The following is a 22,853-nucleotide window of genomic DNA, read 5'->3' as shown; positions in this document are numbered from 1 at the left end:
ATGGCAGTTATGGAGTATATAGATGCAATAAGACTGGCTATGAAAGAGGAAATGGAGCGGGATGAATTCGTATTTGTGCTCGGAGAAGATGTAGGCGTTAAAGGGGGCGTGTTTACCACGACCAAGGGTCTGCAGGATCAATTCGGTGAAATGCGGGTCATGGATACTCCGTTATCCGAATCAGCGATAGCCGGTGTTGCCATCGGTGCGGCGATGTACGGAATGAAGCCGATCGCCGAGATGCAGTACTCGGATTTCATGCTTCCTGCAACGAATCAAATCATCAGTGAAGCTGCGAAGATCAGATATCGCTCAAATAATGATTGGAGCTGTCCCGTTGTGATTCGTGCGCCAATTGGCGGAGGGATATTTGGAGGACTGTATCATTCCCAGTGTCCGGAATCGATCTTCTTTGGTACCCCTGGACTCAAGATTGTTGCGCCTTTTACGGCCTATGATGCCAAGGGATTGCTCAAAGCAGCAGTACGCGATCCGGATCCAGTTCTATACTTTGAGAATAAGAAAATGTATCGCTTAACCAAAGAGGAGGTCCCCGAGGACGATTACATCGTACCGATCGGAGTTGCCAATCTGCTGCGTGAAGGGGAAGACATTACCGTGATCGGGTATTCCCAGCCTCTGCACTTTGTAATGCAGGCAGCGGAGGAGCTGGAGAAGGAGCAGGGGATTACAGCCCATGTTCTGGACCTTCGTACACTGCAGCCCCTCGATAAGGAAGCGATAATTGCGGCCGCGAAGCACACAGGAAAAGTACTTATTATTCACGAAGATAACAAAACCGGCGGAGTAGGCGCTGAAGTTTCTGCTATAATTAATGAGGAGTGCTTGTTTGATCTGGATGCACCGATAGCACGTCTATGCGGTCCGGATGTTCCGGCCATGCCGATCAGCCCTCCGATGGAAAAATTTTATATGCTCAGTAAAGACAAAGTGAAGGATGCAATGCTTAAACTGGCGATGTATTAAAATAAATGGCCTACTCTCGGTGTTTCGATGAGGAGGCCATTTAAGGTAAAGTGACTTGATTGGAGTGAAACAATATGGCAGGACAAAAAAAATGGATTGAAATCGTAATGCCTCAGCTGGCTGAATCATTAGTGTCAGCGACCATTGCAAAATGGCTGAAGAAGCCAGGCGATCCTGTGGAGCAATATGAACCGATCTGCGAAGTCATTACAGATAAGGTTAATGCAGAAATTCCTTCAACCGTCGAAGGAATTATGGGCGAAATTGCAGCTGAGGAAGGAAGAACGGTGGCTGTGGGTGAGCTGATCTGCCGTATGGAGGTTCACGCGGCGGCAGGAACAGGAATCGTCGCAGATTCCTCAACCCATGAGAGCAGCAGTACTGCAGCATCGGAATCCGAACCTCAAGATGCAGACGGTTCGATGCGCGGCCGATACTCCCCTGCAGTACAGAGCCTTGCAGCAGAGCACGGTCTGGATCTGAAGGATGTGCCTGGAACAGGAATGAATGGCAGAATTACTCGCAAGGATGTATTGCGCTATATTCAAGAAGGTGCGCATCGGAATCAGCAGGCGGTGATCTCAAATCATGTGGATCGAGAGTCCACCCAGCAAGAGGATATGCGTTCAGCTGCCGATGCAACCGGGTATGCGGCTGAGCAGGCTATGCCTGTTCGTCATTCAGGGATCCATTTGTCCGAGACACCTAAGATTCCGAAAATCGAGATGGAAGGCTTCCCTCAAGGCAGAGCTGAGCAGTATATTGATGTTACACCTGTACGCAACGCGATCGCCCGGAATATGCGTCAGAGCGTCTCTGAGATTCCGCATGCCTGGACGATGATTGAGGTGGATGTGACCAACCTGGTAACTCTTCGCAACAAACTGAAGGACGAGTTCAAGCGTAGTGAAGGCATTAACCTGACATACCTGTCATTTTTGCTCAAAGCAGTCGTTAACGCAATCAAGGATTATCCGATTATGAACTCGGTATGGGCAGTGGATAAGATTATTGTGAAGCGAGACATCAATATAGCTCTGGCGGTAGGAACGGAAGATTCCGTCATGACACCGGTCATTCAGCGTGCAGATACGAAGAACATTGCAGGACTCGCTCACGAAATTGACGATTTGGCGAGAAGAACGAGAGAAGGTACATTGAAGCTGGATGATATGCAGGGAGGAACCTTTACGGTCAATAATACAGGATCCTTCGGATCAATTCTGTCCTATCCGATTATCAATTATCCGCAGGCAGCCATTCTGACCTTCGAATCCATTGTGAAGCGGCCTGTGGTCATTAATGACATGATTGCGGTACGTTCGATGGCGAATCTCTGCTTATCGCTGGATCATCGAATTCTGGACGGAGTCATATCCGGTCGTTTCTTGCAGCGGGTCAAAGAAAATTTAGAGAGCTATTCGCTCGAAACAAAGCTTTATTAATTCGTAATTAGATTTTCTTGAGACAATCCCAGAACGTAATTTTCTCGAAAGGGTGTATATGTGCATGAGCAGACCGCTTGTTGTGAACTACACAGAATTGATGGATTACGAAGAGGCTTGGAATTTGCAGAAAAAGCTCGTTAAAGAGCTGGATGAAGAGGAGCAGCAGGAACATCTGCTGCTCTTGCAGCATCCACCGACTTATACGATCGGAACACAGCGTCACCCAGAGCACTTGTTATACAGCCCGGAGGAGCTTGCAGACAGAGGCATTACTCTTTTTCAAATCGATCGCGGCGGCGATATTACATATCATGGACCCGGACAACTGGTAGGTTACCCCATACTTCGACTCGGTCGAGAAGAGGCTGTTGACTTGCATGGTTATCTGCGGCTGCTTGAAGAAGTCATCATTCAGTATTTAAGCCGATTTGGAATTGAAGCAGAACGTAAGGAGCAGTATACAGGAGTATGGGTGGACAACCAGAAAATATGTGCAATCGGCGTTAAATTCAATCGCAGTAGACGGACCAGAGGCTTTATTACAAGTCATGGTTTTGCATTTAATATCAAGTCAGGGATTCAGCATGAGGGATTCTCGGGTATTATTCCTTGCGGAATTGAAGAGTACGGTGTCACTTCGCTCGAGGATTGCACAGGCCGGATGTTCTCCGTCGAGAATGTAGCGAATGAGCTGGTGTCCATCTTTGCAAGCTTGTTTTCATTCAAGCCGGCTTGGATGCCGGTGATGGCTTCAAAATGATGGAATAATGGAAGGCAAGACGGGTCTGTACGCTGTACTTTATGAATTCGCATAAAAAAGCTCTCTTCCCCTGAGTACGAGAAGAAAGCTTTCTAATGAGCAACTCGGTATTGATTATCCATATAATAGAGGCTCAATAACAATCAATAGAGTAGATGCAATCATAGCAATGAGCATGAGATAGACAATGATTTTGAACCATTTTTTCTGCTGCATTCATTAAAGCTCCTTTATAAATTGAATGTTGTGAATCTGTTTTCATATATTTTGTTATTATGAAATTGATTCGTATAATAAAGTCTATTGTAACGTATCTGCACTTGTTGTGGAAGTCATTGAAGAAGGGAAGTTAACCATGATTAAACAGGAACGGATTGTGGAAGAATTTATTGAGCTTGTCCAGGTGGACAGTGTTACTACACATGAACAAAACATAGCCAAAGTGTTGACAGACAAATTTAGTAAGCTGGGACTTGAAGTCGCAGAGGATCAATCTAAAGAGCGTACAGGACATGGAGCCGGCAATCTGATTGTGACATGGAAGGCACAAGGCGTGCAGTCAGCACCGAACATATTTTTTACCTGTCACATGGACACGGTAGCTCCTGGTGTAGGCATTAAACCTGTCGTATCCGAAGATGGTTATATTCGCAGCGATGGAACGACCATTCTCGGCGCTGATGATAAGGCCGGAATTGCTGCCTTGTTTGAAGCGATTCGCGTCATTCAGGAAAATGATATTCCTCACGGACAAATTCAATTCGTCATTACAGTTGGAGAAGAATCGGGTCTTATTGGAGCAAGAGGCATGGAGCGAGATGCAATTGACGCGGAGCTGGGCTTTGCTCTGGACTCCACTGGAGAAGTAGGAGGCATATGTGTATCTGCACCGGCTAGGGCTCAGATTAAAATGAAGATCACGGGCAAATCCGCGCATGCCGGCGTTAATCCGGAGGATGGAATCAGCGCCATTCAAGTCGCTGCTAAATCCATAGCGGCCATGAAGCTGGGGCGTATCGATCATGAGACAACCGCTAATATTGGCAGCTTCTCGGGGGGCGGCCCGCTGAACGTTGTGTGCGATTATGCGGAGATTGCTGCCGAAGCGAGAAGCATTGTGCAGAGTAAAGTAGAGCAGCAGGTGGAGCACATGCGCGAATCTTTGCTAAATACCTGCCGTGAGTATGGTGCAACAGGCGTATTTGAGAGCGAAATTGCTTACCCTGCATTTAAGCTGACTGAACAAGATGAGGTGGTACAGCTCGCTGCTGCTGCAATCGAGAGCACTGGGTTGAAGCCGGAAACCTTCCCATCCGGCGGCGGCAGCGATGCCAATATCTTCAATGGATTTGGAATTCCAACCGTCAATCTTGCTTTGGGCTATGAGGATATCCATACGACAAACGAACGAATTAAGGTAAGCAGCCTTGTTGATGCAGCGAAGGTTGTTGTATCCATCGTGCAGGAAGCAGCTAAACGTTAATCCATTTTTTTGTTCATGCAGGTCTGGATAGGAATATTTCCTTCCAGGCCTTTTTGAAAGTATTCGAGAAAACTCAGGTTCTCGGGATAGCTCCGATCACTTCTTAATCGTTTGTATAAGCGGGGGAACGTCTTGTCTGCCCTTCATGAGCTCTTTGAGATGGGTTTCAGGTCCGTAATCTATAATCCAATGATTAAGTGTCTTTTTTATTTGATCTGCTTGTCCAATCATAAACAAGCCATTATTTGTTTTATAGCTCTTCATAAGGTGGGCCACTCCTTCAAATTAGGGTTATTATTACACCGTATGCCCACCGCCTTTAAACTATACACATGATTTAACGCCAGAGGAGGTCTTTATTTTGAAATCAAATCCGTACTTGAAACACCCGACATCGAATCCCGCACTGGTAGAAGAAACCATTTCAAGCAAAGAAATTTTTGACGGCAAGATCATTTCACTCCAGGTAGACACCGTAAAGCTGCCAAATGGACAGACCGGAACACGTGAGATTATTAAGCATCCTGGGGCTGTCGCTGTACTTGCGCTCAAGGGGGATAAGATGCTTGTTGTAGATCAGTACCGACAAGCGCTTGGCAGGACGCAGGTTGAAATTCCGGCAGGCAAGCTTGATCCTGGAGAAGACCCGATGGAAGCAGCTGGAAGAGAGCTGAGGGAAGAGACAGGGTATCATGCTCAGGAGCTCAAACCGCTGCCGGCGTTTTATACTTCACCAGGCTTTGCAGATGAGGTCATCTATTTATTTATGGCAGATCATCTTGAGGCAGGCCGTATGCAGCTGGATGAGGATGAATTCCTGGAAGTGATCGAGGTGACATTGGATGAAGCCTATGAGCTGATCCGGGAAGGCCGCATCAGTGATGCCAAGACGATTATTGCGGTATATGCATGGCACTTATATCAGCTGACAGGGAAGATATAACTCATGAATCAGAACGTAATAAAGACGGATCCTGCGCTGTCTACATTCTACGCTGATCTTCATATTCATATCGGAAGAACCCGTTATGGTGATGCAGTGAAAATTAGTGGAAGCCGTGATCTGACCTTTGTGGGCATTGCCAAGGAGGCAGCTGAGCGCAAGGGGATCGATTTAATTGGTATTATTGATGCCCATTCTCCTGTCGTTCAGCGGGATATTAGAGAGGCGCTGGATTCAGGTGAAATGACAGAGATGAATGGCGGAGGAATTGGTTATAAGGGTACAGTTATCCTGCTGGGAACTGAGCTGGAGGTGAGAGAGCCGGGGCGGAAAGAGTTCCATCTTCTCGCCTATTTCAGAACCTTGAAGGATATGGAATCCTTCACAGACTATCTTTCCCGCTATATGAAAAATGTGAATCTCAGCTCTCAGCGTGTGTACGTACCGGCACTGGAATTACAGCGAGAGATCATATCCCGCGGCGGCATATTTGTCCCTGCACATATTTTCACTCCACACAAAGGGATCTACGGGAGTACGGCCCCTCGAATGGAAGAGGTGCTTGATTTAAGCATGATCTCTGCCGTGGAGCTGGGACTTAGCAGCGATACTGAAATGGCTGGCTATATTAGTGAACTGGACCGATATCCTTTCCTGACGAATTCGGATGCGCACTCCCTTGCCAAGATTGGCAGAGAGTATAATGAACTGGCTATGGCCGAAGCATCATTCGATGAATTCAAGCTGGCACTTCAGTCACAAGCGGGACGCAGAATTAAAGCAAACTACGGACTTAATCCGCGCCTTGGCAAATATCACAGAACTTACTGTGCGCTCTGCAGCAGCATATTAGATGAAGAGCAAATCTCAGAAGACCGATGCTCCTATTGCGGAAGCACGAAGTTGATACACGGGGTGTTGGATCGTGTCCTGTCGATCTCGGATCGTGAAATCCCTCTAGTGTCTGAACATAGACCACCCTATCACTATCAGGTGCCTCTGGAGTTCATACCTGGTCTTGGAAAGGTGAAGCTCCGAATGCTGATTGAGGCCTTTGGTTCTGAGATGGCCATATTGCACCGTGTATCCGAGCTGGATCTGGCAAGCATCGTGGGTAACGAATTAGCCGGACTTATCGTTCGGGCAAGGAATGGTGAGCTTGGTCTATCCGCTGGCGGCGGAGGAACCTATGGAAGAGTCTCTCTGTAGATTTGATTATTAGAGTCATAGAGTAACGGACAATTTCATAGTGTAAGGTATGTAATGAGAAAGGGGACGACCTTAACCATGTTATTTCTCAAGCATACTTTCCGGGATCAAACTCCGCTCTATGTATTTGTCGCCGTTCTGTTTTTAGTCGGGGTCATTTTTGGTGCATTAATGGTGGGTGCGCTAACCCTTGATCAGCAGCAAGACCTGGCAGGGTATCTGGACAACTTTTTTGTGATGATGAATCAAGGAAATAGTTCAGGCAGCACATATATGGATATTGCGATGCTTCATTTAAAGTGGGTTGGTCTGATCTGGGTGCTGGGTCTGTCCGTTATCGGACTACCGGGTATACTAATATTGGATTTTCTAAAAGGGGTTCTTATCGGATTTACTGTCGGCTACATGGTGGGTCAGTATTCCTGGAAAGGACTTCTCCTCGCCATGGTCTCTGTAGCACCGCATAATCTGTTCATCATACCTGTCATTCTTATTTGCAGTGTGGCAGCGATCACCTTCTCGCTTCATATGATCAAGAGCCGTTTCTTCATGAACAGAAGCCGCGGTGTCAAGCGACCGCTGACCAGCTATATCGGGCTAACGATTGCCATGGCCGGATTAATGCTTGCTATTTCATCTTTTGAGACTTGGGTAACGCCTCTCCTTATGCAGTGGGTTGCACCTCTGTTCGTATAATGTGACAAGTTGAACAGCCCTCTCTCTCATCGCTTGATATAGTTGACTTTATTAAAGATGAGACCCTATAATAATACAAGTGAGTTTTCGATCATGATGCAGTGATTTCCTAGGGGGAGGGAGAAGATGGAAGCACGAATCGAGAAAATAAAGCAGCAGTTACAATCCCAAGGCTATAAATTAACGCCCCAGCGGGAAGCCACGGTAAGAGTCTTGCTAGAAAATGAAGAAGATCACTTGAGCGCAGAAGACGTGTTTATGCTCGTCAAGGAAAAAGCTCCCGAAATCGGTCTTGCTACCGTATATCGAACCCTTGAGCTGCTAAATGAGCTGCATGTCGTTGAGAAGATTAACTTTGGTGACGGAGTAGCACGCTATGATTTGCGCGGTGATACGAACAAGCATCATCATCACCATTTGATATGCGTTCAATGCGGCAGCATGGATGAGATACGCGAAGATTGGCTGGGACCGCTTGAAGAACGCCTGGAACGTGAGTTTAATTTTACAGTTCTCGACCATAGGCTTGATTTTCAGGGGATATGTTTCCGCTGTAAAGACAAGAACGACCAGAAGCCTAATCAATAACATAAAGACTAGCAGATAATCAGACAAGCTCTCACCGGCTTTTGTTCGGGGGAGCTTTTTAGCGTTCTTATTCATAAATATGTGGGAAGCTTCTATTCTAAAGATATACATTTAGTTTGCCGTTAGGTAAGATGGAGATAGAGTGATATCAAGCCTGGTTTGCCTTGAAATTTCACGGCCGTCATAAAGCATGCGAATCGGTCATAGCCTAGACATAGCATGAGTGTAGGCTGGGAAGACTATCCGTGTGAGTAAAGGACAAGACGTGAATGAAAGGCGGGATAATTCATGATTTTTTCACTCCGCAGAATGTTTCGACTCGTTCGATTTCTTATTGTATTTGCTGCACTTGTATACATGTTCTATAATGTGTTCAATTTATTTTCTGGATGGATTACACCTGTGGATCACTACAAAATTCCAGAGGGAAATGCGCTTAAAGTGTTTCATCATGAGGAAGGCACAGGCCTTGTTATGGAGAAGACAAGTATGCTTGAACGTCTGCGCTTCTTCTATTGGTATGGTGAATAAGGTGATGATCTAAGTCATAATGAAAATTTGTAGTAAGGGAGCGTAATAAAGCCGATGAGGAATTATGTGCAGCCTTACATGAATTATTTACAGGAGGACAAGGGGTCTTCCTTAAGTACACTGGAATCCTACAGACGTGATATAGAGCAATTTATTGGGTATATGGATAAGGAACAGATTACACAGGCTCAGGATGTTACCCGCAACCAAATTGTCCTATACATGGGATATTTGAAGAAGCAGAAGAAGGCAGCTTCAACAATTGCTCGTAATGTGGTGTCGATCCGATCTTTTTTCCATTATTTAATGTATCAGGGCGTTGTTCAAAAAGATCCGACCTATCATTTGGACTCACCCAAATTAGAGAAGTCTCCTCCCAAGATTCTTTCCATTGCAGAAGTGGACAGACTGCTGTCGCTGCCTGACTCTTCAACGCCGCCTGGGGCAAGAGACAAAGCCATGCTAGAACTGCTGTATGCCACAGGGATTAAAGTCTCTGAATTAGTACAGCTTAATGTGAAGGATTTAAATCCACAGCTGAAGTTTTTGAGAACTGGCAGCAACAGTGCCAAGGAGCGGGTAATCCCTATAACAGGGATCGCCGCCCAAGCGACAGCGGAATACGTAAATCATGCCCGGAGTGCGCTGTTGAAGGCGAATGGAGAAGAAGAGGCACTATTCGTGAATACGAACGGAGCAAGACTGACCAGGCAGGGAATCTGGAAGATGATTAAGAAGTACGCTGAAGGTGCTGGACTCGCTGAAGGAAGAATTACACCGCATACGTTAAGGCATTCCTTCGCAGCTCATCTACTGGAGAATGGGGCCGATCTAAGATCGGTACAGGAAATGATGGGGCATGCAGATATTTCAACGACCCAAATGTACAGCCATGTGGTGAAACGAAATATGAAGGACGTATATGATCATTATCACCCGAGAGCATAATCGATGCAGGGCATTAGATTGAATTGATAGTAGAGAAAGGGGTATTACGTACATCATGACAAACAATAAACCTAGATTCAAACGCATATGCTTTATCGTACTTGACAGTGTTGGTATTGGAGCATTGCCGGATGCACCCGAATTCGGGGACGAAGGAGCGCACACACTAGGACATATATTGGAAAAGGTTCCCCATGTGAAGCTGCCCAACATGCAGAAATTGGGGCTTGGTAATATTGCCGAGATTCCTCCGCTTAGTCCAGTGGACGAGCCTCAGGCTTATTATGGCAAGATGAAAGAGGTATCGGCAGGTAAAGACACGATGACTGGCCATTGGGAGCTGATGGGTCTTAAGATTGACACGCCTTTTAATACATATCCTGATGGATTTCCTCAAGATTTGATTACCGAGTTTGAGAAGCTGACTGGCCGGAAGGTCATCTGCAACAAGCCCGCTTCGGGAACTGAAGTGCTCGATGAATATGGAGAAGAGCAGATGAAAACCGGGGCCTGGATCGTATATACTTCGGCGGATAGTGTGTTCCAGATTGCCGCTCATGAAGATATCATCCCTCTTGAGGAACTGTACAAAGCGTGCAAGATTGCCCGCAAGCTGACACTGGCTCCTGAGCATTCGGTGGGGCGTGTCATTGCACGTCCGTATGTCGGAGCTCCGGGCGCGTTTAAACGTACCTCTAACAGACATGATTATGCAGTCAAGCCGCCAGAGCCTACAGTCATGAATGCGCTGCATAGTGCAGGGTATGATGTCATTGCCGTTGGCAAAATTAATGATATTTTTGATGGTGAAGGTGTAACCGAAGCCTATCCGACGAAAAGCAATGAGCATGGCATTGAAGTCACGATTCAGCAGCTGGAACGGGATTTCAATGGTCTTTTGTTCACGAATTTAGTCGATTTTGATTCATTATATGGACATCGCCGAGATCCGGAAGGATATGCGGGTGCACTGGAAGTGTTCGATCAGGAGCTCCCTAAGATTATGGAGCGAATCAGTGAAGAAGATCTACTGATCATCTCGGCTGATCATGGAAACGACCCTATTCATCGGGGAACAGATCATACACGTGAGTATGTACCCGTTCTTATTTACAGCCCTGCTCTTAAGCAGCCGGGGGATTCGATTGGAGTACGGGAGACGTATTCGGATCTGGGTGCTACGATCTCCGATAATTTCGGGGCTTCCGCCCCACTTCATGGGGAGAGCTTCCTGAATCAATTGAAGTAAGAAGAATGGAAAATCAAGCAAAAGGGGCTATTTAGCAAAATGGTAAAAATTCTAACCCAAAGTATGGTACAAGAAGCAGCAGCTTATATTAAAGAAAAAACAAGTGTGATGCCCGAAATCGGGCTGATCCTCGGTTCCGGACTTGGTATTTTAGCAGAGCTTATTGAGGATGCGGTAGCGATTCCGTATGAAGATATACCTCATTTTCCGGTTTCTACGGTTGAAGGGCATGTTGGAGAACTGCTGATTGGTAATATACAGGGCCGTCCCGTCGTCATGATGAAGGGAAGATTCCACATGTATGAAGGCTACGGTCCAGAGGTGACTGCCTTCCCGGTTCGAGTTATGAAGGAGATCGGCGTTGAAAAAATGCTGGTGACGAATGCAGCAGGCGGTGTGAATACCAATTATCATGCGGGGGATCTCATGATCATCTCTGATCATCTGAATTTGACCGGCCGCAATCCGCTGGTTGGACCGAATGAGCCTGCTTTTGGTGTTCGTTTCCCGGATATGTCTGAAGCTTATAGTGGTAGACTACGTAACCTGGCTAAAACGACAGCTGAAGCACAGGGCTTTAACATTCAGGAAGGGGTATACGCAGGTCTTCTCGGCCCCAACTATGAAACTCCAGCCGAAATTGTGATGCTGCGAAAGCTTGGGGCTGATGCTGTCGGGATGTCAACCGTCGCAGAAGTCATTGTAGCCCGTCATACTGGTATTGAAGTGCTGGGTATCTCCTGTATTACGAACATGGCGGCTGGAATTCTGGATCAGCCTCTCTCGCACGATGAGGTTATGGAAACAGCAGAACAAGTTAAAGGGAAGTTCCTTGGATTAGTGATGGCACTGATCCCATACATGTAAATTTACGAAGAGGGGAAATAGACAATGAACCAAGTGAATACGACGATGTACGCTGGAAATATCGAGGAAGCCGCTGCATACATAACAAGCAAGCTGGGCAAATATTCTCCCAAAATCGGTTTGGTGCTGGGCTCAGGGCTTGGAGATTTGGGCGATCAAATCGAAGATGCCGTATATATTCCTTACGATGAAGTACCGCATTTTCCTAAATCTACCGTGGAAGGACATGCAGGACGCTTTGTGATCGGTCAGCTCGAAGGCAAGGATGTTATTATCATGCAAGGGCGTTTTCATTACTATGAGGGATATGACATGCGTACCGTTGTTATGCCCGTTTATGTCATGAAGAGACTTGGTATTCAGACTCTCGTATTAACGAATGCAGCCGGCGGCATGAACCGTGCCTTCAAGGCAGGAGATCTCATGCTCATCTCTGATCATATCAATATGACGGGTGCTAACCCGCTCATCGGACCAAATGACCCGAAATTGGGAGTGCGTTTTCCAGATATGTCAGCAGCATACGATCCTGAATATCGCATACTGGCGAAGGAGCTGGCTAAAGATATACAGGGTGAAGATGGATCCGTACTTGAGCTTCAGGAAGGCGTCTATTGTGGAATTAGCGGACCTACGTACTCAACGCCTAAAGAATCTACGATGTTTGCTCTGCTTGGCGGGGATGCGATCGGGATGTCTACTGTAGGCGAAGTCATCGCGGCAAGTCATGCGGGACTGCGTGTGCTGGGTATCTCCTGCATTACCGATATGGCGATTGGTGAAGAGCTTGAGCCGCTGACGCATGAGCAGGTTGTCGCTGTAGCGAACCGGACCAAACCGAAATTTATTGGACTAATTCGTGCATTTGTGAGCCGCGTGTAAGTCACTGATATTGTTAAAAATAAATGCAGCTAAAGGTGTGATCTGACGTATGAGAGCCGTTGATATCATTCAGAAGAAGCGAGATGGACAGGAGCTGTCATCAGAGGAGATTTCCTATCTGATTCAAGGATACAGCCGTGGAGACATTCCGGACTATCAGATGTCAGCTTGGGCAATGGCTGTCTTTTTTCAGGGCATGACTGCCAAGGAAACCGGGGATTTAACGATGGCCATGGCAAAATCCGGTGATCAGGTGGACCTGTCTCCGATTGCAGGTATAAAGGTAGACAAGCATTCAACGGGTGGCGTGGGTGACAAGACGACCATCGTTCTTGCTCCTCTCGTGGCTGCAGCTGGTGTTCCGGTTGCTAAAATGTCCGGACGTGGACTAGGTCATACAGGCGGCACTTTGGATAAGCTGGAATCGATAACCGGATTTCAGATTGAACTGGATCAAGAGCAGTTCTTCAAGCAGGTTAATGAGGTGGGGGCCGCGGTCATCGGACAAAGCGGCAACATGGCTCCAGCAGACAAGAAGCTGTACGCATTAAGAGATGTGACGGCAACGGTTAATGCAATTCCGCTGATTGCCAGTTCAGTGATGAGTAAGAAGATTGCAGCAGGTGCAGACGCGATTGTACTCGACGTCAAGACTGGCAGCGGTGCGTTCATGAAGACGCTTGATGATTCAATCAAGCTGGCTGAAGCGATGGTGGATATCGGAACCCATGTGGGCCGTGAAACGGTGGCTGTCATCAGTGATATGGATCAGCCGCTCGGTCATGGCATCGGTAATGCCTTGGAGATTAAAGAAGCAGTAGAAACGCTGCAAGGGAATGGACCTGAGGATCTGGAAGAGGTAAGCCTGTTCCTGGCATCCCATATGCTGGTTCTTGGTGGCAAAGCAGAAACTGTTGAGGAAGCTCGCGAGAAATTGCGGGATATTCTATATCAAGGGCTTGCGCTTGATAAGCTTAAGCAGATGGTCAAAGCGCAACAGGGAGATGTAAGTCAAATTGAGGATCTGTCTCTTCTGCCGACCGCTAAGCGCACAATTGAAGTGAAGGCTCCAACGGATGGGTATGTGGCTGGGATTGAGGCTGAAGCCATTGGAATCAGTGCCATGCTGCTCGGCGCTGGCCGTGAAACGACCGATTCTGTTATTGATCATGCGGTTGGAGTGACCCTTGTCAAAAAAGTCGGCGATCCAGTCAAGGCTGGAGAGGTGATCGCGATGCTTCATGCGAATAAAGGAAGCGACAGCAAGCTTCAGGAAGCAGAGCAGAAGCTTCAGCAGGCATACAAGATCTCAGAAGCTCCAGTGCCCGAACAACCGTTGATCTATGCCTTGGTGACGAAGGATGGAGTTCAGCGCTTTGTATGATTTATAAGTATAACGAATAAAAAGAAGCTGAAGGGCAATATCATTGTCCTTCAGCTTCTTTTTAATTCTGTTGATCATTCATTTCTTTTGATATATTTCTATTCCTCATATCTAGCACTCAATTGCATCTTTCGTCGCAAATTTTCTGATCCCCTTCGATTTGAACGGTGGAATGCTGGATATGAAATTCCTGTCGCAGCATGTCTTTAGCTTGTCTTAATAGCAGATCTCGATCCGCCGAATTCGACACAACCAGATGAACGGTCAGCGCTGTATAATCAGAAGTTATTGACCAGCTGTGGAGGTCGTGAAGTTCAATTACACAAGGCAGACCAAGAAGCTTGCTGCGGATATCACTTAGATCTACGGATTCTGGCTTGCCCTCCATCAGGACATGCATGGAATCTTTGGTAATTCGGTATCCACTGACAAGTATAAGGACGGCTACGAGCAGACTGGCGATGGGGTCGGCAATAGACCATCCGAAGAACATCATTAGAAGACCTGCTGCAATGGCTCCGATTGATCCTAATAAATCTCCCAGGACGTGGAGAAATGCACCCCTCAAGTTCAAATTGCCTTTGACATCACCACCTGTCATTAATACAACGGCTACGATGACATTAATGATCAGGCCAATCACGGCAATGGTCAGCATCCCCGTACTCGCCACTTCAGGTGGGGCAGCAAAGCGCTGGATCGCTTCCCAAATGATAGAAACCGAAATGACAAGCAGGGTAATCCCGTTCAGAAAGGCCGCGATGATCTCGAACCGCTTATAGCCATAGGTTTTTGAGCTGCTCGCTGATTTCTCACCAAATTTAAATGCAAAGAGAGCGAGTGCCAGTGCAATCCCGTCGCTTAGCATGTGTCCTGCGTCAGCAAGCAAGGCCAAGCTATGTGTAATGAGTCCTCCAACCACTTCAATCAGCATAAAGCCGGTGATAAGTAAAAAGGAGATCAAAAGAGCCTTTTTATTATTCGTATGAATATGAGAATGACCAGGCCCATGACTGTGATTATGATCATGATTGTGATTGTGGTCATGACTATGGCTGTGATCATGATGATGACGCTGTTCGTGAGCAGGATGCTCATCACGGTCATCTTGATGTGTATGCTTCATCGTCATTCCTCCGAGTGAAAATTATTATGATAAGTGCTGCAGATGATAGTTAATCTAATTACCTTACCCATGACCTGTAATTCTATGTAAGAGCAAAAGTACCTATAGAGAAGCTGTTCATCTAAACTTACTTACCCCCTATGTGACGTTCGATATCTTGTAATTGAAGGAACTGCTATTTTTCATAGACAGACGAATCAATTTCATAATACCTTTATCTGCTTCAATCAAGAGTATATATAGTTTCAATTCTACCTTTTTAATGATTTATGAAATTGATTCAAACAAGGAATAATTTGGAGGATTCCTGACGACAATGATTAGCAGTATAACGAATCAAGCTATCAAGCTACAATGTAGCATTCACATGAGGAGGATAATATTGCCATGAATCAAGGAGTTAGGCTGCTCACCGCTTTAATACTGTCGGCCGCACTGATCGTTCCAAGCAGCATATATGCAGAAGAGCCTGTAGGGCCGCAAACGGAGAAGACAACCCCGGCAGTGGATCTTGCTCAAAACGCAAAATCAGCGGTCATGCTGGATGCGGATACGGGAACGATTATTTATGAGAAGAACGGCCATGAGAAACTGCCACCTGCCAGTATCACAAAGATTATGACCATGCTGTTAACAATGGAAGCCATTGATTCCGGTAAGCTGAAGTGGACTGACAAGGTTCGAGCGAGTGAATATGCATCTTCCATGGGTGGATCTCAGATCTTTCTGGAGCCGGGCGAAGAGATGACCGTGGATGAGATGCTAAAAGGCATTGCCATGGCATCCGGCAACGATGCTTCCGTAGCAATGGCCGAGAAAATTGCCGGCTCTGAAGAAGCATTCGTGCAGATGATGAACGATCGGGCAAAAGAGCTCGGCATGAATGATACCCATTTTGCCAATTGCAATGGTCTCCCGGTAGAGAATCATTATTCTTCAGCACATGATATTGCTATTATGAGCAGAGAGCTGCTTAAACATAAAGATATTACCAAATATACCGGCGCTTATCAGGACTATCTGCGAAAAGACAGTGCCAAGCCGTTCTGGCTCGTGAATACGAACAAGCTTGTACGTTTCTATACCGGTGCTGATGGCCTGAAGACAGGCTATACCTCGGAAGCGAAATTTTGCTTATCCGCCACAGCAATGAAGGATGGTATGCGTGTCGTCGCCGTCGTGCTGGGTGAGCCGAATACGAAGACAAGAAACAGCGAAGTGTCGAATATGTTCGATTACGCCTTTTCACAATATACGATGAAGCCTATTTATAAACAAGGGGACGTTATCGGTAAAGTGAATATTGAGAAAGGAAACATCAAAGAGCTGGAGCTGGTGGCTGATGTACCTTACAGTGTGCTGATGAGAAAAGGCAGCGCCGGGGAGACGACGCAGCAGCTGACCGTCCCTACCGAAATCAAGGCCCCGATCAAAAAAGGTCAGGTGCTGGGCAAGCTTGTAGTATCTCAGGATAACAAGGTGCTCAAGGAGTTTGATATTACAGCAGCGGTGGACGTTGAAAAAGCAAGCTTCTGGAAGCTCTTTAAACGGACAACCTCTGATCTTTTCCGCTAAAATAAGCAGCTTTGTTGATTCATGAGACTTTTCTTCTAGTTTTGTCGGAGTGCAGGAAAGCTGCAAATCGGCGTAGAAATGGTTGGTCATGACAGGGAGGAGAGTGAGCAAGCATGAATTTACAGGTCAGTATGGAGTATGCACACGGAGTGCTTATTGTACGATTATCTGGAGAGCTCGATCACCACACAGCAGATCTGGTTCGTTTACAGATGGATGAGGCGATTGCAAGACAGAACAGCAAGCATCTGATTCTTAGCTTGAAAGACCTTGACTTTATGGACAGTTCAGGACTGGGTGTCATTCTTGGACGCTATAAGTTGATACATCATAAAGGTGGAAAAATGGTCATATCCGGAGCTAATCCTGCTGTATACCGTTTGCTTGAAATGTCAGGCTTGTTCAAAATTATGCCGGTGTTCGAAAACGAGGGAAGCGCCCTCTCGGATCTGGAGGTGGTCTCATGAGCAGTGAGCAGCTATCAAATTTTATGAATTTGCAGTTTGCAGCCAAGTCGGAGAATGAATCATTCGCGAGAGTCGCGGTGGCATCCTTTATTTCTCAGCTTGATCCGACAATGGACGAGCTGAGCGATTTGAAAACAGTCGTATCCGAGGCCGTGACGAATAGTATTATTCATGGCTACAACAATGACTCTGCCGGGGTCGTAACCATTAAGGCAGAAATTATCGGAGATATGATTACGCTTGTCATTGAAGACCAAGGTCAGGGAATTGAGGACTTGGAGCTGGCGAAGCAGCCGCTGTATACCTCTAAGCCTGAACTTGAGCGTTCAGGTATGGGATTCACAATAATGGAAAATTTCATGGATGAATGTGAAGTAGTAAGCGAGCCTGGGCGAGGTACTTCGATCATGATGAAGAAACGGATAGAATCCAAGAAAGCACTGTATAATTAGGGGTTGGACCTATGGAAGCAGAAGCGAAACAATCTTCACATACGTATCTGGAGGATGCGGAAGTCAAGCGTCTTATCGCTCTATCCCAAAGCGGAGACCAGGTGGCGCGTGACACGCTTGTCAATTGTAATATACGTCTCGTATGGTCTGTCGTTCAGCGGTTTATGAACCGGGGATACGAGCCGGAGGATCTGTTTCAGATCGGCTGCATCGGGCTCCTCAAATCAGTAGATAAATTTGATCTCAGCTATGATGTCAAATTTTCGACTTATGCGGTTCCCATGATTATCGGCGAAATTCAGCGTTTCCTGCGTGATGATGGGACGCTGAAGGTCAGCCGTTCCCTGAAAGAGACCGCCAACAAGGTTCGCAAGAAGAAGGATGAGCTCTCTAAATACTTAGACAGGCTGCCCACCATCAAGGAGGTTGCAGACGAGCTGGGGATTACCCCGGAGGAGGTTGTATTCGCCCAGGAAGCGAATAAGCCTCCAACTTCCATTCACGAGACGGTATTTGAGAATGACGGGGATCCGATTACGCTGATGGATCAGATTGCCGATGAATCTCAAGAGCGTTGGTTCGACAAGATGGCGCTTAATGAAGCGATCGGAAATCTGTCTGAGCGGGAGCGGCTGATCGTATACCTCAGGTATTACAAGGATCAGACGCAATCTGAAGTTGCTGCCAGACTGGGCATATCGCAGGTTCAAGTGTCCAGACTGGAGAAGAAAATACTGCAGATTATCCGGGAGCAAATTGCTCAGTAAATATAAAGTGCATATAACAACGATTTATCATGCAGTAAGAGTTTTTTCTCGTCAGAGAAAAGACTCTTTTTTTTTGTGGATGAGCTCGATATGAATCCCAAGGAATAGAAAAGCGGAGGAGTCTCCATACTATGAATAATTTCACAGTATAAAGGGGTGAGGTTAGGATGACCGCACCATCCACTCCTATCATTTATGTAAGGCTGCACAGCCGGATCAAGATGAAGCTTGGCGTTACACTTAAGATCAGGCATGTGGCACATGTGCTTACAGATCCGCCTGGCTTGGAAGACAAGGTGCTGGAAGCGGAGCTGATGCAGACAGAGAAAAAGGATGGGAGCCTGCTGCTTGTTGATGTGCTTCAGATTATTAATCGGATACAGAAGATTGTGCCGGGAGCAACGATTGAAACACTGGGCAGCAGCCACACACTTGTCGAGCTGATCCCTCATGATCGGCCGCCGTCCAAATCGCTGTTTGTCCTTGTGTGGCTCTTGCTGTTCTTTGGCTCGGCGCTGACCATTATGAACTTTCACGCGGATGTAAACATGAAGGAAGTGCATATACGAATTGTAGAGATGCTGACGGGATATCGGGATGAGAATCCTTACTTGTTCCAGACAGCATACTCCATTGGTATCGGTTTTGGCATGGCTGTATTTTTTAATCATTTGTTTAAGAAAAAATGGAATGATGAGCCTACTCCGCTCGAGGTAGAGATGTACCTCTACCAGCAAAATGTGGATCAATATGCAGTGAATGAAGAGTACGAACGAATCAAAAAAGAGCATGCTCATTCGGGACAGAAATAATGATGACGGTACTGGACGGCTGCATACTCATCGTTCTGGGCATAGCATCAGGCATTGCTGTGGGGAGCGGAGTCATTGCGCTCTTCATCGTTCTGGACATGATCCCGCGCTTAGCCCAGCTTACACGCTCATATGACAAGGCATATGCCTATGAAGGAGCAATGATCGCCGGTTCATTCGTTGGAACAGTCGCTGACTTATGGAATTTGAAGGTTTACGGTCTTCCGATTATTTCGATATTCGTAGGCCTGCTGTGCGGTATATTTATCGGCTTGCTCGCAGCAGCTTTAACTGAGGTATTGAACGTCCTGCCCATACTAGCCAAGAGACTGGGTATGAAATCTTATTTATTTGGATTATTAATGGCCATGGTGTTCGGCAAGGTTGCCGGTTCATTATTTGATTGGTTTGTGTACACCAGATAACAACTGCATGCATACAACAGAAGGAGGAGACATCAAACATATGTCAGATGAATCCCAGCAAATGACCGAGGAAGAGAAGCAGCTCCAGAAAAAAAAGGAACAAGAAATGTCAGATTCCATTGAGGAGTCGATTAAGTACTGGCAGAATGAGGACGTCATCGATCCTGATTTTGACGTACTGCGAAAGACGCTCAAGTATGTGATGGGGTTTGGAGAAACTTTTGATGTCAATTTCCGCGAGATGACCTTCGGTGGACGTCATACCGGGCTTCTGTTCATCACAGGACTTACCAAAGATACGATTTTGACTGAAATTTTAAAAAGACTGTCCTACGTGCCTGAGGATGAGATGTCTTCCGACGCCTTGGAAAAATACTTTGAATTCTACATCCCCCATATTCAAGTATCCAAAGTAACAAAGCTGAGCGAAGCCTTTATCCAGGCAATGAGCGGTATGAGCGTCTTTTTTGTGGAAGGCGAAACAACAGCGCTGATCATTGATACCCGTAGCTATCCTTCGCGCGGTCCTGAAGAACCGTCGTTAGAACGCGTTGTCAGGGGAGCTAGAGACGGATTTACAGAAACGATGCTGACCAATGTGTCCCTAGTCCGCAGACGTCTTCATGATCCTGGATTCAAGCTGGAGCTGTTCCGTGTAGGGGAAAGAACCAAAACCGATGTGTGTCTTGCTTATATCGACGATATTGTGGACAAGGTCCAGGTTGAGACGATCCGCAAAAAAATCGAGAGCATTGATATTGATGGTATTCCGCTTGCCGATAAGCAGCTGGAGGAAATCATCATTAATCGAGGCTGGCATCCGTATCCGCTGGTTCGTTATTCCGAGCGTCCCGATTCGGTGGCTTCCCACTTGCTTGAGGGCAGGGTTGTCCTGTTCGTGGATACTTCTCCTAGTGTTATGATTATGCCCACGACCTTTTTTGATCTGTGTCAGCATGCTGAGGAGAACAGACAGACCCCGTTCATGGGCTCCTATCTGCGAATTATAAGAATAATCGGGATATTAGCCTCGTTGTTCCTGCTTCCTCTATGGATGCTGTTCGTTATTGATCCAGGATTGAAACCGGAGGGCCTGGACTTTATTGGTCCTCAGGAAAATGTAAAGCTTCCCATCATTCTGCAATTTCTTATTGTGGAGTTCGGGATCGATTTGATGCGGATGGCCGCAGTTCATACCCCCACACCGCTTGCCTCAGCAATGGGGCTTATTGCAGCGATCTTAATTGGGGATGTAGCGGTGAAGACCGGCTTGTTCGTTAACGAAGTCCTGCTGTACATGGCGGTAGCGGCGGTCGGAATGTTCGCAACCCCAAGCTATGAGCTGGGATTAGCAAATCGTATGGTCAGACTGATTCTTCTAGTACTTGTGGCTATCTTTAAAGTGCCTGGGCTGGTGGTTGGAACCACTGCGATCATTATTGGACTCGCGCTGCATCGATCGTATAATTCGTCCTATCTGTGGCCACTTATACCTTTTAATGCAAAGGGTATGTTGGCAACGTTTGTTCGTTCCCCAGTGCTTACAGGCAAGAAGAGACCTTCATTTAACAAGCCTAGGGATAATACCAGGATGCCTTAATGCTGTTCAGCTATCCGGCTTGTGACAATGAATATAATACAAATGATCTGCCGAATAATCCATTTCTAACAAAAACAAGAGTCTGCTATACTGATGTAAAAGTTCGATGGAATCTTTTTTCATTCCAGGAAAAGTGGAGGACTAGCGAATATGTATTTACACGGTACTAGCAAAATTAATAAAGCAGGACATCTCGAAATTGGTGGATGCGATACAGTTCAGCTCAAAGAAGAATATGGGACTCCACTATATATCGTTGATGAAACACTTGTCCGCAAGCGGGCTAGAGAATATATGGACGCATTCAGAGCTTCAGGCCTGAAATTTCAGGTAGCTTATGCAAGCAAGGCGTTCAGCGTTACGGCCATGTGCACCCTTGCAGAGCAGGAAGGCCTGTCTCTGGACGTCGTCTCGGATGGAGAGCTCTACACAGCACTGCAGGCTGGCTTCCCGACAGAACGTATTCACTTTCATGGGAACAACAAAACACCGAATGAAATCGAAATGGCGCTGGATGCCCGAATTGGCTGCTTCGTCGTGGACAATCTGATCGAGCTGCAGATGCTCCAAGCCATGGCTGGTGAGAAGAATCAAGAGGTCAATATTTTGCTGCGGGTAACGCCGGGCGTTGAAGCTCATACGCATGAGTATATTTCCACTGGTCAAACCGACTCAAAATTTGGCTTTGATATCGGAAACGGAGCAGCCTTTGAAGCAATTGAACTGGCTGTGAAGCAGCCGAATCTGAAGCTCCTTGGACTCCACTCCCACATTGGCTCCCAGATCTTCGAAGTGGAAGGCTTCCAAATGGCAGTAGAGCGAGTTGCTGCTTTTGCCAAAGAAGTGAAGAATAAACTGAATGTGGTATTCCCGGTTGTGAATCTGGGCGGTGGTTTTGGTATCCGTTATTTCGAAGGAGATACACCACTTCAGGTATCCCAGTATGTCAAGGCGATCACAGATGGAGTGAAGCTTCATTTTGCAGGAATTGCAGATGAGCTTCCGGAAATATGGGTTGAGCCGGGCCGCAGCATGGTAGGGGAAGCCGGTACAACGTTGTATACGGTAGGTGCAATAAAGAACATCCCTGGTGTACGTAAGTATGTATCCGTGGATGGAGGTATGACAGATAACCCGCGTCCAGCACTCTACGACTCCAAATACGAAGCGATCCTGGCTAACCGGGCTAATGAAGCAACAGAAGAGACCGTCTCTATTGCAGGTAAGGCCTGCGAGAGCGGAGATATGCTGATATGGGATTTGGACCTTCCTCAGGTGGCTACAGGTGATCTCCTGGCTGTATCCTGCACAGGTGCATATAACTACTCCATGGCCAGCAATTACAACCGGATACGTCGCCCAGCCGTTGTCTTCGTGCAGAACGGTGAAAGTGATCTCGTTGTCCGCCGTGAAAGTCATGAAGATATCGTGCGTAACGATATTATCCCGGCAAGAATGAGCAAACAGACCATTAACAGCTAATATGTATATATCCACTCCCGGCAAGCTGTAATTTAGATCAACAGCAAGCACGGGAGTGTTTTTTAGTTCGAGTTGATCCGGTTCCTGTACAGCAGACCTCGAATCATTGCAAATTGAGATCAAAGTAGATACAATCAGATAGTGATGCATGAAATAAGGACAAGGCTTATGT

At 46.6% G+C, this 22,853-nt stretch carries 25 protein-coding genes; 22 read left to right on the top strand and 3 right to left on the bottom strand.

All coding sequences use genetic code 11. The annotated features are described in order from the left end of the window. From BK126_RS13130 to lipB, 3 genes are all read left to right on the top strand, one after another. The gene (locus tag BK126_RS13130; RefSeq protein WP_076313080.1) at window positions 1–987 is read left to right on the top strand and encodes an alpha-ketoacid dehydrogenase subunit beta; all 987 of its coding nucleotides are present in this window, start codon (window positions 1–3) and stop codon (window positions 985–987) included. Between the two features lie 74 nt (window positions 988–1,061). Then, window positions 1,062–2,432, top strand: coding sequence for a dihydrolipoamide acetyltransferase family protein (locus BK126_RS13125; RefSeq protein ID WP_076313079.1), 1,371 nt, complete (start codon window positions 1,062–1,064; stop codon window positions 2,430–2,432). 64 nt (window positions 2,433–2,496) lie between these two features. Next, complete coding sequence (lipB, locus tag BK126_RS13120) at window positions 2,497–3,195, top strand: lipoyl(octanoyl) transferase LipB (RefSeq protein ID WP_076313078.1); 699 nt, start codon at window positions 2,497–2,499, stop codon at window positions 3,193–3,195. A 114-nt stretch (window positions 3,196–3,309) separates the two neighbouring features. Here lipB and prli42 read toward each other — a convergent pair whose 3' ends face one another. Beyond that, on the bottom strand, window positions 3,310–3,411 hold the full coding sequence (gene prli42 / locus BK126_RS29100) for a stressosome-associated protein Prli42 (RefSeq protein ID WP_090723921.1): 102 nt from the start codon (window positions 3,409–3,411) through the stop codon (window positions 3,310–3,312). 139 nt (window positions 3,412–3,550) lie between these two features. Between prli42 and BK126_RS13115 the strand changes: the two genes are divergently transcribed. Continuing rightward, window positions 3,551–4,678: a M20/M25/M40 family metallo-hydrolase gene (locus BK126_RS13115; RefSeq protein ID WP_076313077.1), complete on the top strand. Its 1,128-nt coding sequence runs from the start codon at window positions 3,551–3,553 to the stop codon at window positions 4,676–4,678. A gap of 96 nt (window positions 4,679–4,774) precedes the next feature. Here BK126_RS13115 and BK126_RS29095 read toward each other — a convergent pair whose 3' ends face one another. Continuing rightward, entirely contained in the window at window positions 4,775–4,942 is a 168-nt protein-coding gene (locus BK126_RS29095) for a Z-ring formation inhibitor MciZ (protein ID WP_143042077.1), read from the bottom strand. A 97-nt stretch (window positions 4,943–5,039) separates the two neighbouring features. On the opposite strand from BK126_RS29095, the gene BK126_RS13105 reads away from it, so the two are divergent. The 10 genes from BK126_RS13105 to BK126_RS13060 all read left to right on the top strand — a co-directional run bounded on the left by BK126_RS13105 (window position 5,040) and on the right by BK126_RS13060 (window position 13,975). After that, window positions 5,040–5,621, top strand: a complete 582-nt coding sequence (locus BK126_RS13105) for an NUDIX domain-containing protein (RefSeq protein WP_177178668.1) — start codon at window positions 5,040–5,042, stop codon at window positions 5,619–5,621. Window positions 5,622–5,624: 3 nt separating this feature from the next. Next, on the top strand, window positions 5,625–6,830 hold the full coding sequence (locus tag BK126_RS13100) for an endonuclease Q family protein (RefSeq protein WP_076313075.1): 1,206 nt from the start codon (window positions 5,625–5,627) through the stop codon (window positions 6,828–6,830). A 78-nt stretch (window positions 6,831–6,908) separates the two neighbouring features. Continuing rightward, the gene (gene spoIIM / locus BK126_RS13095; RefSeq protein WP_076313074.1) at window positions 6,909–7,526 is read left to right on the top strand and encodes a stage II sporulation protein M; all 618 of its coding nucleotides are present in this window, start codon (window positions 6,909–6,911) and stop codon (window positions 7,524–7,526) included. A gap of 126 nt (window positions 7,527–7,652) precedes the next feature. After that, on the top strand, window positions 7,653–8,114 hold the full coding sequence (gene fur, locus BK126_RS13090) for a ferric iron uptake transcriptional regulator (RefSeq protein ID WP_047911079.1): 462 nt from the start codon (window positions 7,653–7,655) through the stop codon (window positions 8,112–8,114). A gap of 288 nt (window positions 8,115–8,402) precedes the next feature. Then, window positions 8,403–8,645: a DUF4227 family protein gene (locus BK126_RS13085; protein ID WP_076313073.1), complete on the top strand. Its 243-nt coding sequence runs from the start codon at window positions 8,403–8,405 to the stop codon at window positions 8,643–8,645. Between the two features lie 54 nt (window positions 8,646–8,699). Beyond that, window positions 8,700–9,593: a site-specific tyrosine recombinase XerD gene (gene xerD, locus BK126_RS13080; protein ID WP_076313072.1), complete on the top strand. Its 894-nt coding sequence runs from the start codon at window positions 8,700–8,702 to the stop codon at window positions 9,591–9,593. Between the two features lie 55 nt (window positions 9,594–9,648). Further along, window positions 9,649–10,842, top strand: a complete 1,194-nt coding sequence (gene deoB, locus BK126_RS13075) for a phosphopentomutase (RefSeq protein ID WP_076313071.1) — start codon at window positions 9,649–9,651, stop codon at window positions 10,840–10,842. Window positions 10,843–10,881: 39 nt separating this feature from the next. Beyond that, the gene (locus BK126_RS13070) at window positions 10,882–11,709 is read left to right on the top strand and encodes a purine-nucleoside phosphorylase (protein ID WP_076313070.1); all 828 of its coding nucleotides are present in this window, start codon (window positions 10,882–10,884) and stop codon (window positions 11,707–11,709) included. 24 nt (window positions 11,710–11,733) lie between these two features. Continuing rightward, window positions 11,734–12,591, top strand: coding sequence for a purine-nucleoside phosphorylase (locus BK126_RS13065; RefSeq protein WP_256209644.1), 858 nt, complete (start codon window positions 11,734–11,736; stop codon window positions 12,589–12,591). Between the two features lie 49 nt (window positions 12,592–12,640). Beyond that, window positions 12,641–13,975, top strand: a complete 1,335-nt coding sequence (locus BK126_RS13060) for a pyrimidine-nucleoside phosphorylase (RefSeq protein WP_076313069.1) — start codon at window positions 12,641–12,643, stop codon at window positions 13,973–13,975. 118 nt (window positions 13,976–14,093) lie between these two features. Here the strand turns inward: BK126_RS13060 and BK126_RS13055 are convergent, their stop codons facing one another. Then, complete coding sequence (locus BK126_RS13055; RefSeq protein ID WP_256209645.1) at window positions 14,094–15,101, bottom strand: cation diffusion facilitator family transporter; 1,008 nt, start codon at window positions 15,099–15,101, stop codon at window positions 14,094–14,096. A gap of 387 nt (window positions 15,102–15,488) precedes the next feature. Here BK126_RS13055 and BK126_RS13050 point away from each other — a divergent pair, with 387 nt between their 5' ends. From BK126_RS13050 to lysA, 8 genes are all read left to right on the top strand, one after another. Then, on the top strand, window positions 15,489–16,676 hold the full coding sequence (locus BK126_RS13050; protein ID WP_076313068.1) for a D-alanyl-D-alanine carboxypeptidase family protein: 1,188 nt from the start codon (window positions 15,489–15,491) through the stop codon (window positions 16,674–16,676). Between the two features lie 113 nt (window positions 16,677–16,789). Beyond that, window positions 16,790–17,143, top strand: a complete 354-nt coding sequence (spoIIAA, locus tag BK126_RS13045) for an anti-sigma F factor antagonist (protein WP_047911086.1) — start codon at window positions 16,790–16,792, stop codon at window positions 17,141–17,143. Then, a complete protein-coding gene (gene spoIIAB / locus BK126_RS13040) occupies window positions 17,140–17,595 on the top strand; it encodes an anti-sigma F factor (protein WP_076313067.1) in 456 nt (151 codons plus the stop codon). The genes spoIIAA and spoIIAB overlap by 4 nt, the downstream gene beginning before the upstream one ends. A gap of 11 nt (window positions 17,596–17,606) precedes the next feature. Then, window positions 17,607–18,362: an RNA polymerase sporulation sigma factor SigF gene (gene sigF, locus BK126_RS13035; RefSeq protein ID WP_047911088.1), complete on the top strand. Its 756-nt coding sequence runs from the start codon at window positions 17,607–17,609 to the stop codon at window positions 18,360–18,362. Between the two features lie 167 nt (window positions 18,363–18,529). After that, complete coding sequence (locus BK126_RS13030) at window positions 18,530–19,174, top strand: stage V sporulation protein AA (protein WP_076313066.1); 645 nt, start codon at window positions 18,530–18,532, stop codon at window positions 19,172–19,174. A gap of 2 nt (window positions 19,175–19,176) precedes the next feature. After that, complete coding sequence (locus BK126_RS13025; protein ID WP_076313065.1) at window positions 19,177–19,599, top strand: stage V sporulation protein AB; 423 nt, start codon at window positions 19,177–19,179, stop codon at window positions 19,597–19,599. A gap of 40 nt (window positions 19,600–19,639) precedes the next feature. Continuing rightward, complete coding sequence (locus BK126_RS13020) at window positions 19,640–21,199, top strand: spore germination protein (protein ID WP_256702823.1); 1,560 nt, start codon at window positions 19,640–19,642, stop codon at window positions 21,197–21,199. A gap of 150 nt (window positions 21,200–21,349) precedes the next feature. After that, a complete protein-coding gene (gene lysA, locus BK126_RS13015; RefSeq protein ID WP_076313063.1) occupies window positions 21,350–22,681 on the top strand; it encodes a diaminopimelate decarboxylase in 1,332 nt (443 codons plus the stop codon). Window positions 22,682–22,853 lie beyond the last annotated feature (172 nt).

The organism is Paenibacillus sp. FSL H7-0326 (assembly GCF_001955535.1).
GTDB classification, from domain to species: Bacteria; Bacillota; Bacilli; order Paenibacillales; family Paenibacillaceae; genus Paenibacillus; species Paenibacillus shunpengii.
This window is presented reverse-complemented; position numbering and strand designations above follow the sequence as displayed.

Coding starts and splice junctions, on each gene's coding strand:
- BK126_RS13130 (WP_076313080.1), top strand. CDS start 1: ATGGCAGTTATGGAGTATATAGATGCAATAAGACTGGCTATGAAAGAG.
- BK126_RS13125 (WP_076313079.1), top strand. CDS start 1,062: ATGGCAGGACAAAAAAAATGGATTGAAATCGTAATGCCTCAGCTGGCT.
- lipB (WP_076313078.1), top strand. CDS start 2,497: ATGAGCAGACCGCTTGTTGTGAACTACACAGAATTGATGGATTACGAA.
- prli42 (WP_090723921.1), bottom strand. CDS start 3,411: ATGCAGCAGAAAAAATGGTTCAAAATCATTGTCTATCTCATGCTCATT.
- BK126_RS13115 (WP_076313077.1), top strand. CDS start 3,551: ATGATTAAACAGGAACGGATTGTGGAAGAATTTATTGAGCTTGTCCAG.
- BK126_RS29095 (WP_143042077.1), bottom strand. CDS start 4,942: ATGAAGAGCTATAAAACAAATAATGGCTTGTTTATGATTGGACAAGCA.
- BK126_RS13100 (WP_076313075.1), top strand. CDS start 5,625: ATGAATCAGAACGTAATAAAGACGGATCCTGCGCTGTCTACATTCTAC.
- spoIIM (WP_076313074.1), top strand. CDS start 6,909: ATGTTATTTCTCAAGCATACTTTCCGGGATCAAACTCCGCTCTATGTA.
- fur (WP_047911079.1), top strand. CDS start 7,653: ATGGAAGCACGAATCGAGAAAATAAAGCAGCAGTTACAATCCCAAGGC.
- BK126_RS13085 (WP_076313073.1), top strand. CDS start 8,403: ATGATTTTTTCACTCCGCAGAATGTTTCGACTCGTTCGATTTCTTATT.
- xerD (WP_076313072.1), top strand. CDS start 8,700: ATGAGGAATTATGTGCAGCCTTACATGAATTATTTACAGGAGGACAAG.
- deoB (WP_076313071.1), top strand. CDS start 9,649: ATGACAAACAATAAACCTAGATTCAAACGCATATGCTTTATCGTACTT.
- BK126_RS13070 (WP_076313070.1), top strand. CDS start 10,882: ATGGTAAAAATTCTAACCCAAAGTATGGTACAAGAAGCAGCAGCTTAT.
- BK126_RS13065 (WP_256209644.1), top strand. CDS start 11,734: ATGAACCAAGTGAATACGACGATGTACGCTGGAAATATCGAGGAAGCC.
- BK126_RS13060 (WP_076313069.1), top strand. CDS start 12,641: ATGAGAGCCGTTGATATCATTCAGAAGAAGCGAGATGGACAGGAGCTG.
- BK126_RS13055 (WP_256209645.1), bottom strand. CDS start 15,101: ATGAAGCATACACATCAAGATGACCGTGATGAGCATCCTGCTCACGAA.
- BK126_RS13050 (WP_076313068.1), top strand. CDS start 15,489: ATGAATCAAGGAGTTAGGCTGCTCACCGCTTTAATACTGTCGGCCGCA.
- spoIIAA (WP_047911086.1), top strand. CDS start 16,790: ATGAATTTACAGGTCAGTATGGAGTATGCACACGGAGTGCTTATTGTA.
- spoIIAB (WP_076313067.1), top strand. CDS start 17,140: ATGAGCAGTGAGCAGCTATCAAATTTTATGAATTTGCAGTTTGCAGCC.
- sigF (WP_047911088.1), top strand. CDS start 17,607: ATGGAAGCAGAAGCGAAACAATCTTCACATACGTATCTGGAGGATGCG.
- BK126_RS13030 (WP_076313066.1), top strand. CDS start 18,530: ATGACCGCACCATCCACTCCTATCATTTATGTAAGGCTGCACAGCCGG.
- BK126_RS13025 (WP_076313065.1), top strand. CDS start 19,177: ATGACGGTACTGGACGGCTGCATACTCATCGTTCTGGGCATAGCATCA.
- BK126_RS13020 (WP_256702823.1), top strand. CDS start 19,640: ATGTCAGATGAATCCCAGCAAATGACCGAGGAAGAGAAGCAGCTCCAG.
- lysA (WP_076313063.1), top strand. CDS start 21,350: ATGTATTTACACGGTACTAGCAAAATTAATAAAGCAGGACATCTCGAA.